Origin of the sequence: Pseudomonas sp. A-B-19, assembly GCF_019947515.1 — a bacterium.
GTDB lineage: Bacteria > Pseudomonadota > Gammaproteobacteria > Pseudomonadales > Pseudomonadaceae > Aquipseudomonas.
On the sequence record NZ_JAGYGN010000005.1, the window covers coordinates 97,316 to 114,453 of the forward strand.

At 54.4% G+C, this 17,138-nt stretch carries 16 protein-coding genes and 1 pseudogene; 6 read left to right on the plus strand and 11 right to left on the minus strand.

The annotated features are described in order from the left end of the window. Nucleotides 1-19 precede the first annotated feature (19 nt). Nucleotides 20-1,672, minus strand: a complete 1,653-nt coding sequence (locus KGA81_RS07580) for a DUF1302 domain-containing protein (RefSeq protein WP_223545246.1) — start codon at nt 1,670-1,672, stop codon at nt 20-22. 107 nt (nt 1,673-1,779) lie between these two features. Further along, a complete protein-coding gene (locus KGA81_RS07585) occupies nt 1,780-2,196 on the minus strand; it encodes a GlcG/HbpS family heme-binding protein (protein WP_223545247.1) in 417 nt (138 codons plus the stop codon). 436 nt (nt 2,197-2,632) lie between these two features. Here KGA81_RS07585 and KGA81_RS07590 point away from each other — a divergent pair, with 436 nt between their 5' ends. Continuing rightward, on the plus strand, nt 2,633-3,319 hold the full coding sequence (locus KGA81_RS07590; RefSeq protein WP_116264904.1) for a GntR family transcriptional regulator: 687 nt from the start codon (nt 2,633-2,635) through the stop codon (nt 3,317-3,319). A gap of 138 nt (nt 3,320-3,457) precedes the next feature. Here KGA81_RS07590 and KGA81_RS07595 read toward each other — a convergent pair whose 3' ends face one another. The 3 genes from KGA81_RS07595 to KGA81_RS07605 all read right to left on the minus strand — a co-directional run bounded on the left by KGA81_RS07595 (nt 3,458) and on the right by KGA81_RS07605 (nt 6,672). Beyond that, a complete protein-coding gene (locus tag KGA81_RS07595; RefSeq protein ID WP_223545248.1) occupies nt 3,458-5,095 on the minus strand; it encodes a bifunctional 3-(3-hydroxy-phenyl)propionate/3-hydroxycinnamic acid hydroxylase in 1,638 nt (545 codons plus the stop codon). Between the two features lie 124 nt (nt 5,096-5,219). Next, nucleotides 5,220-5,780: a VOC family protein gene (locus KGA81_RS07600; RefSeq protein WP_223545249.1), complete on the minus strand. Its 561-nt coding sequence runs from the start codon at nt 5,778-5,780 to the stop codon at nt 5,220-5,222. A 40-nt stretch (nt 5,781-5,820) separates the two neighbouring features. After that, on the minus strand, nt 5,821-6,672 hold the full coding sequence (locus KGA81_RS07605; protein ID WP_223545250.1) for a fumarylacetoacetate hydrolase family protein: 852 nt from the start codon (nt 6,670-6,672) through the stop codon (nt 5,821-5,823). Between the two features lie 127 nt (nt 6,673-6,799). Between KGA81_RS07605 and KGA81_RS07610 the strand changes: the two genes are divergently transcribed. The 4 genes from KGA81_RS07610 (at nt 6,800) to KGA81_RS07625 (ending at nt 9,819) form a co-directional block, all read left to right on the plus strand. Continuing rightward, nucleotides 6,800-7,381: an amino acid synthesis family protein gene (locus KGA81_RS07610; RefSeq protein ID WP_223545251.1), complete on the plus strand. Its 582-nt coding sequence runs from the start codon at nt 6,800-6,802 to the stop codon at nt 7,379-7,381. Nucleotides 7,382-7,449: 68 nt separating this feature from the next. Beyond that, nucleotides 7,450-8,565: an alcohol dehydrogenase catalytic domain-containing protein gene (locus KGA81_RS07615; RefSeq protein ID WP_223545252.1), complete on the plus strand. Its 1,116-nt coding sequence runs from the start codon at nt 7,450-7,452 to the stop codon at nt 8,563-8,565. 95 nt (nt 8,566-8,660) lie between these two features. Further along, nucleotides 8,661-9,212, plus strand: a complete 552-nt coding sequence (locus tag KGA81_RS07620; RefSeq protein ID WP_223545253.1) for a cupin domain-containing protein — start codon at nt 8,661-8,663, stop codon at nt 9,210-9,212. Between the two features lie 40 nt (nt 9,213-9,252). Next, nucleotides 9,253-9,819, plus strand: a complete 567-nt coding sequence (locus KGA81_RS07625; protein ID WP_223545254.1) for an NADPH-dependent FMN reductase — start codon at nt 9,253-9,255, stop codon at nt 9,817-9,819. 339 nt (nt 9,820-10,158) lie between these two features. Here KGA81_RS07625 and KGA81_RS07630 read toward each other — a convergent pair whose 3' ends face one another. Together KGA81_RS07630 and KGA81_RS07635 are read right to left on the minus strand one after the other, a co-directional pair. Next, nucleotides 10,159-11,514 carry a dicarboxylate/amino acid:cation symporter gene (locus KGA81_RS07630; RefSeq protein WP_223545255.1) on the minus strand — a complete coding sequence of 452 codons (1,356 nt, stop codon included), beginning with the start codon at nt 11,512-11,514 and terminating at the stop codon, nt 10,159-10,161. A gap of 107 nt (nt 11,515-11,621) precedes the next feature. Continuing rightward, on the minus strand, nt 11,622-12,677 hold the full coding sequence (locus KGA81_RS07635) for a tartrate dehydrogenase (protein ID WP_223545256.1): 1,056 nt from the start codon (nt 12,675-12,677) through the stop codon (nt 11,622-11,624). Nucleotides 12,678-12,813: 136 nt separating this feature from the next. On the opposite strand from KGA81_RS07635, the gene KGA81_RS07640 reads away from it, so the two are divergent. After that, entirely contained in the window at nt 12,814-13,737 is a 924-nt protein-coding gene (locus tag KGA81_RS07640; RefSeq protein WP_223545257.1) for a LysR family transcriptional regulator, read from the plus strand. Between the two features lie 158 nt (nt 13,738-13,895). Here KGA81_RS07640 and KGA81_RS07645 read toward each other — a convergent pair. From KGA81_RS07645 to KGA81_RS07660, 4 genes and pseudogenes are all read right to left on the minus strand, one after another. Then, nucleotides 13,896-14,018: pseudogene (locus KGA81_RS07645) on the minus strand (transcriptional regulator); the annotation flags it as partial. A 17-nt stretch (nt 14,019-14,035) separates the two neighbouring features. After that, nucleotides 14,036-14,884, minus strand: coding sequence for an amidohydrolase family protein (locus KGA81_RS07650; protein ID WP_223545258.1), 849 nt, complete (start codon nt 14,882-14,884; stop codon nt 14,036-14,038). A gap of 28 nt (nt 14,885-14,912) precedes the next feature. Continuing rightward, nucleotides 14,913-16,202, minus strand: coding sequence for an MFS transporter (locus tag KGA81_RS07655; protein ID WP_223545259.1), 1,290 nt, complete (start codon nt 16,200-16,202; stop codon nt 14,913-14,915). A gap of 133 nt (nt 16,203-16,335) precedes the next feature. Beyond that, a complete protein-coding gene (locus KGA81_RS07660) occupies nt 16,336-17,067 on the minus strand; it encodes a GntR family transcriptional regulator (protein WP_223545260.1) in 732 nt (243 codons plus the stop codon). Nucleotides 17,068-17,138: the final 71 nt, after the last annotated feature.

Consider the following 17,138-nt stretch of genomic DNA (forward strand, 5'->3'; position numbering starts at 1 on the left):
GGGCCCGCCTCTTCTTTGCTTAAAAAGTTCGCTGGATCGAAAACGCCACGAAATCTCTGTCTTTCATGTTTTGCTGGTAGGTGAATGAGTTGGAGGAGTTGATGACAGGCCCCGCCTCGCCAAAGAAATTGGTGTAACTCAGGGATGCGTACCATTGCTTCTTGTAATCAGCCTTGAGACCTAATGTCAGATCCCCACCGTGCTCGGGGCCAAATGCCTGAGGTGTGACTGAAGATCGCCCGGAGGGGTTGTAACCAATGGTGATTGGGGCCTGAACGTCGATGCCAGGAAAGACCTGGAAGTACTGAGGTTCAAAGGTGAACCGCAGTGCGAAGGCATCACGTGTGGTGTTGGGATCCAGCTGATCGGCATTTTTGGTCACGCTCAACCGACGGTTGAATGCAAGCTCGCCTACGAATGAGGCACCATCCCAAAGTGCCGATCCGCCATATACATTGACCATCGACACCTGGGCATGCCACGAGCGACCAATGGGGTAAGCCGGATTGGAATCGTTGTCGGAATCCAGGCCGGTAATGATGGTGCCGCCAACACCTGCCAACGGTGTATCGACCCGAATCGAAGTCTCAACAGCAATGTTCGCTTCGCCGACCAAGGTACTGAAACTTGCGCCAAAGACTTTGATATCCTCGGGATAAACGTTGACGAAAGTGTCATCTGCTCCAGGCACCAGTGCTGCTGGTCGGAAGTAAAACACCGGAGTTTTTTCGTGATACTTAGCCGCGTATAGACCGAACTCCCAGTCTTCGATAGCGAATTTCAGCTGAGCGCCAAACTGGCCTGAGTTCTTGGCATCAATGTCCTTGCCGTGAAGTAGCGCACCAGTAGGGAAAAATACACGTTCGCCTCCTTCACCGACAAAGTCCGCGCCACTGAAGTAGCTCCCCGCTGCGGGAAGACGAGTTTTGTTCCACTCGAACTGGTAATAGGCACCGACACTAACCGTATCGCTCAGCTGCCAGTTACCCGAGACCTGCTTCGTCGGCATCAGAATCTCTTTGAACTGGGAGCTGGGTACTGACTGCAGCTTCACTAAGTCAACGGTGGATTGCGCATTTGCAATTCCGTTTGCACCGAAGAAAAGGCTTTCACCGTAAATTTGGGTGAACTGCCCCAATCTGCCAGACAACGAAGTGCTGCCAATTTCCTTCGAGCCATAGATGAAGGCATCGAGGATTTCAGTGTTCGTTTCGTGGATCCGACGCGTGTCGCTGGTGAACTGATCGTGATCGACGCTCACCGAGTTCGCCGTAGCCGGCGAATCGTTATCGTTGTCATGACTGTAAACATTGTCGTACCAGGAGGCCGCGCTGAGACGGGCACCGACATCCTTGTACTTGATGTCGAACTCGGACAGGAGATCTAGGCGATTGGATATGAGCCCACGATCGAAGTTTCGGTCGCCGTCATCCAGATTTGGATTACTGTTGGAAGTGCCTGGGCCGGCCGCAACCTTGTGATCCAGCTTGTTCACACGCCATGCATTGCTGTACTTGATCGTATTGTCCCAAGTCGCCGAAAGATCGGGGTTACCAGTATCGATTTGGAAGGCTTGCGATTGAGTAGAAAGACTCAACAGCGCCATTGCGCTGACTGCACAGGCGATGCTTGAAACCGGCAACGGGCAGAGCCGCTGGTTAGCTGTTTTCATGAAGATGTTCCTGATTTTTTTGTTTTTGTAAAAGGTCTTCAACTCGCAGCATCAGCTGCGAATACATCTGCGTACTGCGTGGTGCTCTCGGCTTCTTCCTTAACCACTTACCGTTCCTGATGAGCTGCCAGTGCTTGTAAGCCCGTCTCCACAAGGATGATGTCCAGCTGAGACTTCAACCTGCTGACAGCGAACCCTCCTACGACCTCGCCCTCGACAACGATTGGAAGCCCCCCTTCGATGGGGAAGACCCCATGGATCATCGAAGCGCCAGATCTGCCTTCGGCGACCATGTCCTCAAAAAACTTCGTCGGTCGGCGCGTGACAGCGGCGCTGCGGGCCTTTTCAATGGCCGTTTGGACAGACGAGACGGATGCGCCATCAAGCTTTCTAAACGTCATGAGGCAGCCCGCCTCATCAACCACAGCCATGGAAACCTTCCAGTTTTCCCGGGTGGCTTTTTCCATGGAGGCCACAAGCATCAATTCGGCGTCAGCCAACTCGAGTACCCGCTTCGTTTTCATCACGCCCCTCTCGAACCTTTGGTTTGTGGTCAGCCTATGCACGAGCCATTCATGCATAAAAGAATATATACTGCACTACAAATCACTTTGTGCACAAAACGTAATCCTGGGCAAATTTAAAGTCAAGGAGATTCTCCAACGCATTTTTTTGCTACATGGATAAGGCGAGACAGGAAAAAGGCATCCGAAGCCAACCGGCTGGGGGGATGGTTCAAAGGACGGAAAATTCTGAAATCCACCAGGAGAGGTGGATCTGGGAGGGGTGCAGGCGGGAGCAATAGAGGCGCAGGTGAATTAGAGCTGTTGACAGAGTGGCCAACGATTCTTTGCTTGCGGCTCGGGAAAATTTATGCGCAATTCAGGCATTCATCCTTTGCACTAAAGAATGTTTTGCGCATAAAATCGATTTAGTGCAAATTCCAGGATGACTCCGACCATGATCACCTCCCCCGGCAGTCCGCTGATCGATGTCGCGTTGACGAAGATGAAAAAAGCGATTGTTTGTTGCGAGCTGGCCCCGGGCGAAAAGCTCAAAGTGGCCGAACTGTCCAAAACGTATGGACTCAGTAGCTCCCCCATTCGTGAAGCCCTCAATCGACTGACTCAGGACGGTGTCGTCGAAGCCAGCGATAACAAGGGGTTTAGGGTCGCTCCAATTTCCACGACAGACTTTCGCGACATTACTCGATTGCGCTGCCTGCTCGAATGCGAAGCGCTAAGCGATGCCATCCAGTATGGCGACGATGCCTGGGAAGCCGATGTGCTGGGTGCATTTCACCGCCTGAATCTGATTGAGAAAAAACTTGGTAGCGGCGTGCTCGTACTCGATGATGAGTGGTCTATCCGGCATAAGGCTTTCCACTTTGCGCTGTTCGCGGCCTGCCCGTCACCGTTGATGTTGAAGATGGTTGACTCCCTGTTCGACAGAGCAGAGCGCTACAGACGCTTCTCAGCCAAGCAGCGGCAGACTCCAAGGCACAAGGGAAATGAGCATCAAGAGTTAATGGATGCTGCGCTTGCACGCGATTCAGACAAAGCGGTGACGCTCTTGCGCAATCACATCCAAGGCACTTTGGGCCGAACTGTCGAAGCTATCGAACGCCAACAAGCCACGCTCCAATAACTAAATCGATAGCCTGTCGCCCCCCATTCGGGGCGACACTCGATGTCCTCCGCGTCCAATTCAAACTCAAAAAAACCTTCGCATCGCAACTGCTTTCGTGGACAGTGCAATGCGAAGGCTCTACAGCCCCTTGTAGGTTTACACCTGCGCAAACCTGTTTGTCGTGTCGCACGCTCCGCCGCTACTCTGCCTAGCCTGTTCAGGTTCCTTGCACCACAAGGCAAGCTCCATTCCCTCTAGCAGTTCCATCGCCCAGGCGACAGTGACTGCCCCGCCGTACACGTAGTGATCCGGCCGCACGATGACCACATTGCAGCCTCGACTCTCAAGCCATTGCGTCAGTACGCCGTCGACCTCTTCATAATCATCAACAGTGCGAGCAGCAGTCTGCTGAGGGCTGACCAATCGCACGACCTGAATGGGCAGACCTTTAAGGGATTGGCTACTGCGCAGACATCTCAGTAACGCGCTAGCGTCGAATCCAGGCGCAACCACCACTCGAAAGGATTGCCCGGTAAATTCATCCAGCAGAGCTTTTTTACCCGTATGGTTGATGACCATTGGCTGAGGAAACAGCTCACCGGCAGGAGCGACTTGCGAGACAAAGCCTCGCGACAGCCCAGGAATCAGCGATTGTCTGATCGTACCTCCCGGATTTTCCGTCATCTGCTGGATTAATCGCGTATCCCGGATCGCTGCTCTCTCGTTATCACGCTCACAGATCACTACACCAAATTCTTTGGCTGCCAGGGTGGTTTGGCGGACGTGAGGAATCCGTTCAGTTTGGTAGGTATTCAGGAATGCCGGTGCTGCCAGACCTCCTTTTACCAGCGCGAGCTTCCAGACCAGGTTCAGCGCATCGCGGATTCCCTGACACATGCCTTGAGCCAGGAATGGAGGCGTCATGTGTGCGGCATCCCCTAGAAAGAACACTCGATCGGACTTCCACTGTTCCAAAATCAGTGCATGGAATCGGTAAGCAGAGGCTCGCCATAGCTGATAGTCGCCCTCAGGCAACCAGCGGGAGATCAACTTCTTGATCACTTCGGGCTGGGAAATTTCCGTCGGTTGTTCGTCAGGATTGATCATGAACTCCCAACGCCGATGTTGACCCGGGCCTACGACAAAGGTGCAAGGTCTGGCCAGCTCGCAAAACTGCACGTTCGTCTTTGGCAGGTGCTCACCCGCCCCTTCATTCAGGATTACGTCGACGACGAGCCACGGCTCATCGAATGCGAGATCCTCCATTTTTAACCCTAGACGGGTTCGGATCGGGCTGGTACCCCCGTCACATGCCAAGACATATTCCGCAGTCACAGTGCGCTCAGTTCCATCCTTAGCTTGGATGCGAACATCAGCTTGTACATCTTTGGAGTCAACCGATAAAACCTCTGAGCCGAGTTCTACCGTTACAGACTTGAAGCCCGAAATTTTTTTACGCAGCGCACGCTCTACAGGTGGCTGCGAGAACACGTAGTTTGGTGCCCAGCCCAACGGAAATGGAGGTTTGGCGGCATCAATGCGTTTGATCAGCTGAGAACCGGTAGTACGGTACTCAGAGGGACGATAAGGCATGACATGTTCGGCAATGTCATCGGCCAAGCCAATGTTGCCGAAGACACGCATCACCTCGTGGTCAAAGCCCATAGCCCTTGGATTGGTGTACACCGTTTCGGACTTGTCCACGACGAGAGCCTTCAGCCCCCACATGCCGGCGAGATTCGCGCACAGAGCACCGACCGGCCCCATTCCAACAATGATGACATCGTAGTCCATCGTCTACTCCGCTTTTTGTTTTTATCTATCGCGACGTCTGGCCGATGAACCGACTTTCGCACGCTCACCCACCAGACCTCGGCATCCAACATTCAGAACGGCCCAATGGCCCTTCCCTACACGACTAACCGATTCGAACCCGTTGCTCTTCGATCCTCGCCCGAATGGAGTCCATCCATTGCTCTCGTGTCTGGAAACCGGGACGACGCTTACACATGGCTTCGGTCTGGGCCAGGATGACTTCAGTCGGCAACTCGAGATCTAGTGGTTCCTTGCAAGGCTGTGCGGTGTAGAACGGCGCATCGACATACATTTCGACGGGGTTGCCTTCAGGGTCTTTGAAGTACATCGACCAGGCGTTGCCGTGATCCACCTGAGCAATCCCTTCGATGCCGCTCTTTTTGGCGAATTGATAATAGGCCTTCAGGTCATCCAGAGAGTTCAGCAGAAACGAAAGCTGGTTGATCGGGTTGAATGGTAGGTCGACAGGCTTACCGTCGAAGAGCACAACCTGGTGATGCAATTCGGGGTTCTGCGTCATAAAAAACAACCGATGCCCTGTAGAAGCGACACCTTTGTCACTGACGATGAAGCCCAGGGTACGGCAGTAAAAATCGACCATACGATCAAGGTCTGCGCAAAACACGCCGGTGTGGGTGAAATTGATAGTGGGTAATGCGGGCATATGGAACCTCCGGTTTTTATGATTGTGTAGAGGACAACGCTTAGGCTTCGTCAATAACGCCGTTCGATAGCGTCCCGATCTCCGTGATGATCACTTCAAAAACATCACCGGGTTTCAGGAAAATTGGAGGCTTCCTCTTGAAGCCAATCCCGCTTGGCGTACCGGTTGCCAGAATGTCTCCCGGGTTCCAGGGAAGTGCCTTCGATACATAAGAAATCAAATGGGGAATGTCAAAAGCCAGCTCCGAAAGGCTGCCTTCCTGCAACTGCTCGCCATTGAGTACTCCCCGCACTACCAGCTTACGGTAATCGGGAATTTCTGAAGCCGGAACCAGCCATGGGCCTAGCGCACCGGTTTTCCTGAAGGTCTTGCCCATACCGTACTGGTGCGTATGGAATTGCCAATCGCGCACACTGGCATCGTTGAAGCAGGTGTAACCCGCAACATGATCCATCGCATCCTTCGGATCGATGTGCGCGCCGCCTTTTCCGATCACAACGGCCAACTCTGCTTCGAAATCAAATTGCTCTGATACCTGAGGCCTTACCAATGGCTCTCCATGGGGAAGCAAGGTTTCGGCAAAACGCTGAAAAATGACCGGGAACTCTCCAACCTTTCTACCGGCCTCTTCCGCGTGAGCGACATAGTTAATGCCGACGCAAATGACCTTACCGGGATTCGGTATGACGGCTTCCAACTCGACACTTGAAAAGGGGTAATCGGGCTCAGCTGCGTCCACCATCTGCCGGGCCTCCTGCATCATCGTCGGCTCCGCCAGCAAAGAAGCGAGATCCGGAACCTGTGCAAAGCGACGAGTCAGCTCGACCACCCCATCGCCAGACACTGCTCCGAAATGGGCCTTCCCCTCTTTTCGATACGAAATCAGCTTCATGATCATCTCCTGTTTTTTTGTGCACAAAAACTAACTTCTTGCACCATACATCATTAAATGCATAATGCAAAAGGCCGGTTCAAAAAAATAGCGAGCCACTTGAGGCTCTCGGTTCTGGAGGTTAGGTATGTCGCTTGTGATAGTTCGTAAGGTCAAACTGGACGTCGAAGAAGTATTCCACGAAGGCGGGCCCCGCTCGTCCGTTCCGCTCAGGATTGCTGTGGCCACTGCCGTGGTTACCAATCCTTATGCAGGCCGATACGTCGAAGACCTGTTGCCGTTTATGCAGGAACTACGAGCTTTAGGAGCAGAGCTGTCCGAACAACTGATCCATGCACTCGGTGGTGCAAATCAGGTACAAGCCTATGGCAAGGGTGCCATCGTCGGAGAAGACGGCGAGTTGGAACACGGAGCTGTCTGGCATGAAGCTGGTGGCTGGGCCATGCGCGAAGCCCTCGGTAACCCGAAGGCAATCGTGCCGGCGGCGAAGACCATCGGTGGCCCAGGTTGCCGGGTGATGATCCCTCTGGGCCATATCCAAGCTGCTTATGTTCGTAGCCACTTCGGCGTGGCTGAAATGACCGTATGGGATGGCCCTCGTCGTGGCGAAATCGCCTTTGGTTTAGCGATGGCTACTGGCGGCCGGATACATGCACGATTGGGCGGTCTAGCGGCCACCGATGTGAAGGGCGAAGACGGACTGCGCTAGTGCCACAGATTTAAAGCTTGCTCCAAGGTTACGTATCACTACAAAAACAATATGTGTTGGAGAGCATCATGACTGTAAAAACTATGCGCGCTGCACGCCTGTACGAAGGCGGTAAACCCATGGTCATCGAGCACGTTTCAGTACCTGAAATTCGCCCTACCGAGGTGCTGGTCAAGGTTAAAGCATGTGGGATCGTTCCAAACCTGCACAACATTCTCACCAATTGGGTGAAGTGGTTCCCTCAAAATCCGCTGCCTAAACTTCCTGCCATTTTCGGGCTCGATCCATCAGGTGTCGTCGAAGCAGTAGGCGCTCAAGTCTACGACTTCAAGGTCGGCGACCGGGTGTACGTCAATCCGGGCCGACACTGCGGCTCCTGCCGAGCGTGCCGTGCGGGCAACACAATTGCCTGCACCGCCTATACCTTCAACGGTTATTTTGGCTTCACGCCGAAAAGCCCCCGCATGTTCGAAGACTACCCTTACGGCGGCCTTTGCGAGTACATCCCGGCCCCGCAATACAGCCTGGTCAAACTGCCAAACAACATCAGTTTCGAAACCGCCGCGCGCTTAGGCTATCTGGGCACCGCCTACAAGGCTTTGCTCAAGGCCAACGCGGGCCCTGGTAGCACTGTCCTAATCAACGGGATCAGCGGCACACTCGGTTTAGGTGCAGTCGCTCTGGCATTGGCCATGGGGGTACGCAAAATCCTCGGCACTGCGCGCAACCAAGAGCTGTTCCAAAAGGTGAAAGACCTAGCAGCCCCGGGTCGGATCGAAATTCATACCCTTGGTACGATTCCCACCAATGAATGGGCCTTTGAAGTCACCCATGGCGAAGGCGTCGACGTGGTCATTGATGCCTTGGGCCCTGGGGCCCCCCACGAAAGCCTGACCCAAGCCCTTAAATCTCTCCATCGCGGTGGCCATCTGGTCAACGTCGGCGCCATTGCCGGTGAAGTCCCAATCGACCTTCACTGGATCATGGACAACGACATCCAGATCAGCGGGTCGGCCTGGTTCACTACAGGGCAAGGCCAAGCCATGGCTGACATGGTTGAGTCCGGTGTGCTGGATCTCTCATTTTTTGAAAACACGGCCTTCAAACTAGAAGACGTCAACAACGCAATTACCGGTATCGAAAACCGCCACGGCGGCTTCAGCAACTACGTCATCTGTCCTTGATCAAGCTCGGCGAGCGGCGCGGTTTAGGCCGCCCCTCGCTGTCTTTCGGTTGTCAGTACGCCTGCACTTTTTGACTATTAGTCGAGTAATTCAAAATGAAAATAAGAAGAATCGTGACCGGCCATGACGAACATGGAAACTCCGTGTTCATTTCTGATGATTACGCTCCACGAGCACAATCCTTTACCTCGATTCCCGGGCACGCTATGGCCCAACTGTGGACGACTTCAGCACATCCGGTTTGTCTTGAGCAAAGGAGCGACCCCACGCTTGACTACGCGTCGCTAATTCCGCCACTGGGAGGCACCAGTCTCGCCATATTTGATTTCCCACCTGACTCGATCATGCAGAACCCTATCGATGGTGTCCGGGCCTATGAGGAACTGAGTGCTGCTCTGCCTGGTTTGATTGAAAGCTTTGAGCCAGAAAATCCGGGTATGCACACCACTGCCACCATCGATTACGGAATCATTTTGGAAGGCGAGATGTGGCTTGAATTGGATCATGGCGAGAACCGCCTAGTGAAAGCCGGCGACGTCGTTATTCAGAGCGGCACTCGACATGCGTGGCGCAATAAAAGCGAACGTATTGCCAGGGCGCTTTTTGTGATGATAGGTGCATCGCTCCCAGAAAAATCTGGGCTGTAGTCTTACCGAGGCCATGCCCTCTCTTGGCTCAAGGAGTTTTATGAGCACTTCAACTCTCCGTTTAATCGGCATCTCCGGCAGCTTGCGCTCGGCGTCAAACAACACTGCGATACTTGAAACACTCGCGTCTCGATTGATTCATCAAGCAGAACTGAGCCTTTATCCGTTGAACGATATCCCCCTGTACAACAGTGATCTCGAAACGGACGCGTTACCGACCTCAGTGGCAGCGCTGAAGGAAGCGATCTCACTCGCCGATGGCTTAATCCTCTGCTCACCGGAGTACAACTACGGCACTTCTGGCGTTCTGAAAAACGCATTGGATTGGGCCTCTCGTCCTGGCTTCAATTCACCTCTAAAATATAAGCCCGTTCTGATAATGACGTCTTCACCGGGGTTGCTCGGCGGGGTACGTGCCCAGTCTCAGCTGCGTGAGACGTTATCAGCCACACTTTCCAAAGTGGTTTGCTGCCCTCAAATTGTCATTCCTAACGTCTTTCAAAAGATGCAGAACGGCAGATTCGTCGACGAGCCAACGATTGAATTCATGCTCGCTGCCATCAATGAGTTGAAAAGGGAAATCGATCTTGCGACAGAGCAAAATTGAGATAGCTAGCAGACTCCAAGTGATGAAGCAGAGGTGGAAACCACATTACATTTGAGGCGAAAACTGATCCAGAAATGTTCTTTATCTTCGTCAGCAACAAGACATTCAGCAGCTTCGCCAGAAATCGTTTAGCTAATAACCCCGATCAACAAAAAGGGCCCTCTCGGGCCCTTTTGTACTCAAACCAAGATCACTTTGTCAGCCAAGACTCAACGGTCGCGGAGCTAAACGTGCATCAATACCGACTTCAGATGTGACCATCTCTCAGTGCAAGATGCTTGGAATTGGAAATGCTCAATCAAAATGGCACTAAGCATCGCGTTGGTCAGCACCAGATATTTACACTCGTGAAGCTTTGTTAAGGCTGGGCAGCAAGGGACTGCCCGTCACCGATGAAGGGGCATAGATAGTCTCCGCCTGCACAATTTCAGGCTTTTGTTCTTCGATCTCACCATTAAGCGCCTTGTGCATTTTCACCGTGTCCAGCGCCCCTACCCATTTGGCGATGGCCATGGTGCCGACACCATTACCGATGGTGTTGGTAATGGCCCGCGCTTCCGACATGAACCGGTCGACACCCAGCAGCAACACCATGCCGGCCACTGGGATGGTGCCCAGGGAAGATAAGGTGGCGGCCAAAATGATGAACCCCGAACCGGTGACACCTGCCGAACCTTTAGAGGTGAACATCAGCACCGCCAGTACGATCAACTGATCGGTCAGGGTCAGCGGCGTGTTGGTCGCTTGGGCGATGAAAATCGCGGCGATGGTGTAGTAGATCGCCTGCCCGTCGGGGTTGAAGGTCAATCCGGACGGAATGATCATCCCGGCGACGGGCTTGGACACCCCGGCCTTTTCCATCTTCGAGATCATCTGCGGCAGTACTGACTCCGAAGAGCTGGTGCCCAGTACGGTGAACAGCTCTTCCTTGATGAATTTCAAAAGCTTCCAAAGGCTGAAACCGCTGTAGCGGCAGATCGGCCCTAGCACAAAAATCACGAACACGGCGCAGGTCAGGTAAACGCAGGCCATCAGCTTGCCCAGAGAGAACAGCGAGCCGAAGCCGTACTTGCCGATAGTGAAGGCGATGGCACCGAATGCACCGATCGGCGCCAGGCGCATGACCATGTTGACGATACGAAACATGCCCTGCATCAGGCTATCCAGCGTATCGACGAACGCTTTGCCGCGTGGCCCCACATGAGCCAAGGCGATTCCCAACAGGATGGAAAACAGCAGGATTTGCAGCACATTGCCCTTGGCGAAGGCGTCCACGACGGTGTCGGGAATGATGTTCATGACGAAGTCCATGAACGATGCATGTTTCACTACCGAGGTGTAGGTGGCCAGGCTGGAAGTGTCGAGGGTAGCAACATCGATGTTCATTCCGGCGCCGGGTTTGAACACATCGACCACCACCAGGCCGACCACCAGCGCCAGCGTCGACACAACTTCGAAATAGAGCAAGGCGCGAAAGCCGACTCGACCTAGTTCCTTCATGTTTTCCATGCGGGCGATGCCCGTGACTACGGTCAGGAAGATCACCGGAGCGAGGAGCATCTTGATCAATTTGATGAAGGCATCGCCCAAGGGTTTGAGAGCAGCGCCGGTTTCAGGAACGAACACACCGACGATGGCGCCGAGGATGACCGCGATGAGCACTTGCACGTAGAGTTTGCCGAATATTCTTTTCATGACAGGGCCCTGATTTTTTATTGTTGTCAGGAAATGCCAAGGAGTCAGATCCAGTGATCTGCCCCTTGGTGTTGTGCCGCAGTACTACTTTGAATCGCTGGAAAATATCAGCGGTTGATCAGCGCGATGACCGCATCCGTGATCTGGCGGGTGGTGGCGGTACCACCCAAATCAGGGGTATGCACACCGCTTTCGGTCACGGCTTCGATGGCTGACATCAGCTGTTTCGCCGCAGCGGCTTCGCCCAGATGTTCGAGCATCATCGCCGCCGTCCAGAACGTAGCAATCGGGTTGGCCACACCTTTGCCGGTGATGTCGAAAGCCGAGCCGTGGATCGGTTCGAACATCGAGGGGAATTTGCGCGACGGGTTCAGGTTGGCGGTCGGTGCGATGCCCAGGCTGCCGGACAACGCGGCTGCCAGGTCGGACAGAATGTCAGCGTGCAGGTTGGTGGCGACGATCACATCCAGCGAGGAGGGTTTGAGCACCATGCGCGTAGTCACCGCGTCGACCAGTTCCTTGTCAATTTTGACGTCCGGGAAATCCTTGGCCACTTCGTAGAAAATTTCGTCCCACAACACCATGCCATGACGTTGGGCGTTGGACTTGGTGACCATGGTCAGGTGTTTGCGTGGGCGGCTTTGCGCCAGTTCGAAGGCAAAGCGGTGAATACGTTCCACCCCGGCACGGGTGAATACCGACACTTCAGTGGCAACCTCTTCCGGCAGTCCCCGGTGCACACGACCGCCGTTGCCGGAGTACTCACCTTCGGAGTTTTCCCGCACCACCACCCAGTCGATCTGGTCACCATTGAGCAGCGGGCTTTTCACCCCAGGCAGCACGCGAGCCGGACGCACGTTGGCATACTGATCGAAGCCCTGGCAGATCGGCAGGCGCAAGCCCCACAGGGAAATGTGATCCGGTACGTTGAGTGCTCCCACGGCACCAAAAAAAATCGCGTCGAAGGTTTTCAGTTCTTCCAGACCCCCTTCAGGAATGTAGTAACCGTTTTTCAGGTAGTTATCCGAGTTCCAGTCGAAATGTTTGAAGTCCAGGTCGAAGCCAGATTTTTTCGACAGGGCTTGCAGCACCTCGACGCCAGCGGCGATCACTTCAACACCGATGCCATCACCTGGAACCGCTGCAATTTTGTATGCGCTCATGGTCAACTCCAATCTCGTAACATTCTTGTTTTGCCTGTCGAACGGACTGTTCAATCAGGGTGTGAGCGGAGTATATGTAGTGAACAAATAGGTGTGAGTTACTCAGAATCACTACATAAATAACTTTGAGTTACGAATGAACCCAACCTTGGATTTGTCATTTTTTTACCTTCTGGCCAACAAAGGCAGCCTCGCCGCGACGGCGCGAGAGCTGGGCATCACGCCACCGGCGGTGAGCAAGCGTCTCACCGCGCTGGAGGCTCGATTGGGCATCCGCCTGGTGAATCGCACCACGCGCTCAATGAGTCTGACCTCAGAAGGTGAACTGCTTTTTTCCCATGCCGCCCGGATCCTGACGCAGATCGATGAGGTCGAGCAGTTGATCAACAGCAGTCGGGCTACACCTAAAGGCCTGATCCGGGTCAACGCGTCGCTGGGCTTTGGCCGTCGTTACATCGGCCCGGCCCTCGGCGCGTTCTTCGCGCAGTACCCGGAGGTGGAAATACAGCTGGAAATCAGCGATCACCCGCTGGATCTGGCGACCCACGGTTTCGATCTGGGAATCCGTTTCGGCACCCTGCCCGACGCGACATTCCACGCGCGCAAGATCGCCTCTAACCGTCGCCTGTTATGCGCCTCACCGCTCTACCTGGAAAAACACGGCGTGCCGCAACGCCTCACGGATTTACAGCTACACAACTGCATCTTTCTGCGGCAAAACGAAACGCCTTACGGGGTGTGGAGTTTTACTCACGGTGGGCGTACACAAAACATCAAAGTCCGTGGTGCATTGGGCTGCAATGACGGTGAGGTGGCCCTGAATTGGGCGTTGGAAGGCCACGGAATTCTGCTGCGAGCAGAATGGGATATCGCCCGCTATGTGCGCAGTGGCCGCTTGCGATTAGTGCTGGAAGACCAGACACCAACCCGCGCCGATGTTTTCGCGGTTTACCCGCAACAGTTACACCTGTCGGCGCGAGTGCGCAGCCTGATCGACTTTCTGGTTGAGCGATTCAAGCACATCGATCACCTGGATGAAGCGGAATCTATGCATGACTGAATCGCGTTTGACAGCATCCACTTCAGTTATATCTATTGAGGGGTAGAGATCTGCTGCCCCTACCGCGCGGACGCTTAAACAACTGCAAAGCTGTTTCCATAGTTGGGACAAATTCAATAAAAAAGGCCCTCGCAGGGGCCTTTGTACTCAAACAAAAATCACTTGATCAGCCAGGATTCAACGGTTGCTGAGCCGTGCTCAGCTTTCCATTCTTTCAGCGTTTTGTGGTTGCCGCCTTTGGTTTGGACGACTTCGCCGGTGTGAGAATTTTTACAGACCTTTGCCTAACCAACGGAAATCAATAGCTCACGGGCAAATCGAATCCGAATAACTCTCTAGGCGCCTCCACTAGCAACGACCGCATAAGCTGAGTCGAACACTCCAGCGCTTGAAGCTGCTCCACCACCGTACCGAAACCAACGCTGTCTTCATGCTGGGTGTGTGGCCAATCACTGCCCCACACCAAACGGCGAAGACCGAAACTCTGCACCAGTAGCAGTAATGCCGTCCGAGCGAATTTCAAGTTCTGTTGCTGCGTACCTGCAAGCCGATAGATACCGGAAACCTTCATCCATACCTGCCCGCTCAGTCCTAGTTCCAGCAACTCGGAAAAACCCGGCTGATCAAAGTCCAAACGCGCATCCGGACGACCGAAGTGATCGATGACAATTTTGATGTTCAATGGCATCAATTGCCGAATCAATCCCGGCAAATCCTCGACGTGGCGGTGCAACTCGACATGCCATTCTAGTTCAGCGATGTGGCCGAAGAAATCATTCCAGGCCGCGTCGCGAAAGTCAGGCAAGGATTTACCCATCAGGTTCAAGCGCACGCCGACCACGCCCAGTCGAGCCATGTCGTTCAACGTGTCGCGACTGACGTCTCGCTCCAGCACCACGACCCCTCGCAACTTGGCCGGCGCCTGCCGCAATGCTGCCAACAGGTAGCTGTTGTCGGTGCCGAGAAAACTTGGCTGCACCAACACGCCATGACTCAGGCCATGGGTTTGCAAATGCTTCAGGTACTGCACGAGTGTGGCGTCGTAGCCGGGGGTATAACGCCGTGCAGCGGCCAGGTTCAGCTCACGGCTAAACACGTGAGCGTGAGAATCGATGCCGGTAATCGGCGCAGAACAGGTTTCAGACATGGATTTCATCTATCGAAAGTAATGATCATCAGGCCCGGGCACTCTCATTGCCATTGACCGTGACGGGCGCTGCCGTGTTCGTGGCTTCAAGGCTGCGACCACGGGTTTCCGGCAGACAAAGGGCAGCGATCACCGCCACGCCATAGGCGATCCCGGCATCGATGCCGATTGCAGAACCCAGTGACATGGAGTCGCTCATGTGGCCGACCAGGAACGGAAACACCGCCGAGAGCACTCGGCCAAAGTTGTAGCAGAACCCCACACCCGCGCCACGAACATCTGCCGGGTACAACTCGTTGAACAGCGCACCAAGGCTCGCTGGAATGCCCGCCGCGAAGAAGCCGAGCGGGAAACCGAGAAACAGCATCTGCGTGTTGGTCAGCGGCAGAAACACGTAGCACTGTACGGTGACGACGCAGCACAGTGCGAACAGCACGATGTTTTTGCGACGACCAATACGATCGATCAAGAACCCGCTGACCACACACCCACACCAGAAGGCGAAGATGATCACCGCGAGGTAACCACCAGAGTTCAGCACCGACAGATTGCGTTCGGTTTTGAGGAACGTTGGCAGCCAGGTCATCACGGCGTGGTAACCGCCATGCGCACCCAGGCCCAACAGACCGCCGAACAGCGTCACTCGCAACAGCTCAGGGCGGAAGATGCCGGCCAGGGATTTGAAGAAGCTATGCGGGATGGCTTTTTCTTTTTGCAGACGCTGGAAGCTATCAGGCTCCTGAACATTGCGTCGCACCCAGATGATCAGAAACGAGGGCAGCAAACCAACGATAAACATCACCCGCCAGGCCATGTCTTGCGGCACGAAGGAATAGATCAGCGCGAACACTCCGACCGCCAGGCCCCAACCCACGGCCCAGGCACTTTGCACAGTGCCCATTACTTTGCCACGGTATTTCGGATTGATGGTTTCTGCCATCAGCACCGCGCCGGCCGCCCATTCACCGCCAATGCCAAAGCCTTGCAGTGCCTTGACGACCAGCAGTTGGTGGAAACCAGTGACGAACGCGGAGAGAAAGGTGAAGAACGAGAACCACAAAATCATCCACTGCAGCGTGCGTACCCGGCCATAGCGATCGGACAACGTCCCCCCTACCCAACCGCCGATGGCCGAGGTGATCAGGGTGGCGCCACTGACTAACCCCGCATCGCCCTTGCTTAAGGCGAACGCGGCGATCAACGCCGGAATCGCCAAGCCAAACATTTGTACTTCCAGTGCGTCGAGCGACCATCCACCGAAGCAGGCCCAAAACGTTTTGCGCTCCCGAGGAGTGACTTGGCGATACCAGCTAAACATGATTCTTATCCTTATAAGTGGAACGTAAGGCAGCCGAGAGCGAACCGCTCCGCTACAGGGCCAGTTTTGGCAATCAAACAGGAAACCAGCGGCGATTTACTCGCCGCTCAACGATTCGCTACACAGGCATGGGTTAGCGAATATCCACGCTGTAGCGGAAGTGCTCCGCATGCCCACGAGAACGACGCCACTCCAGTGGTGTACCGGCGTAATCGCGCGCCAGTCGCTCGATCACTACCACCGGACTATTGACCGGCACCTGCAGCAATCGAGCATGCACGTCACTCACGGATTCGGCGGTGAGTGTCTCTTCGGCGTAGGCGACAACCTGACCGCAGATTTCTTCGTAGATCGGATAAAGCAGTGGCCCTTTTCGACTGAGGTCAATTTCCAGCAGTGCTTGAAAGCGGTTACGTGGCAGCCAGATTTCTTCGGCCAGCACGGGCTGAACATCGAGCAGTCGAACACGGACAATGCGGATAACCGGCGCTTCGACGGGTAACCCTAACGCCTGGGCTACAGCTGAGGGTGCGACCACCGGTTCGATCGACAGGATGCGACTCTCCGGCACCTGGCGCTCGCCAGCAGCAGTTTGAAAACGGAAAAATCGAAACAGCGATGATTGAAACTGTGGCCGGCGTATGAAAGTGCCTCGGCCTTGCTGCCGCTCAAGAATGCCCTCGCTGACCAACGAATCGACCGCTTTGCGTACGGTGCCGGTAGATAGTTGGTATTCCGCTGAAAGCGCGGCCTCGGTAGGAATAGCCTCTCCCGGACGCCAGCGGTTATTAGCAATCTGTTCCACCAAGTGGTCTCGCAGACGTTGGTAAAGTGGCAGGCGAACATCACTGGAAAGAGAATTCATCGACTTTATTCACCTTGTTATCTAGTCATATATATGAATCTTGAGACCAGTATTTCCCCACACGACTGAAC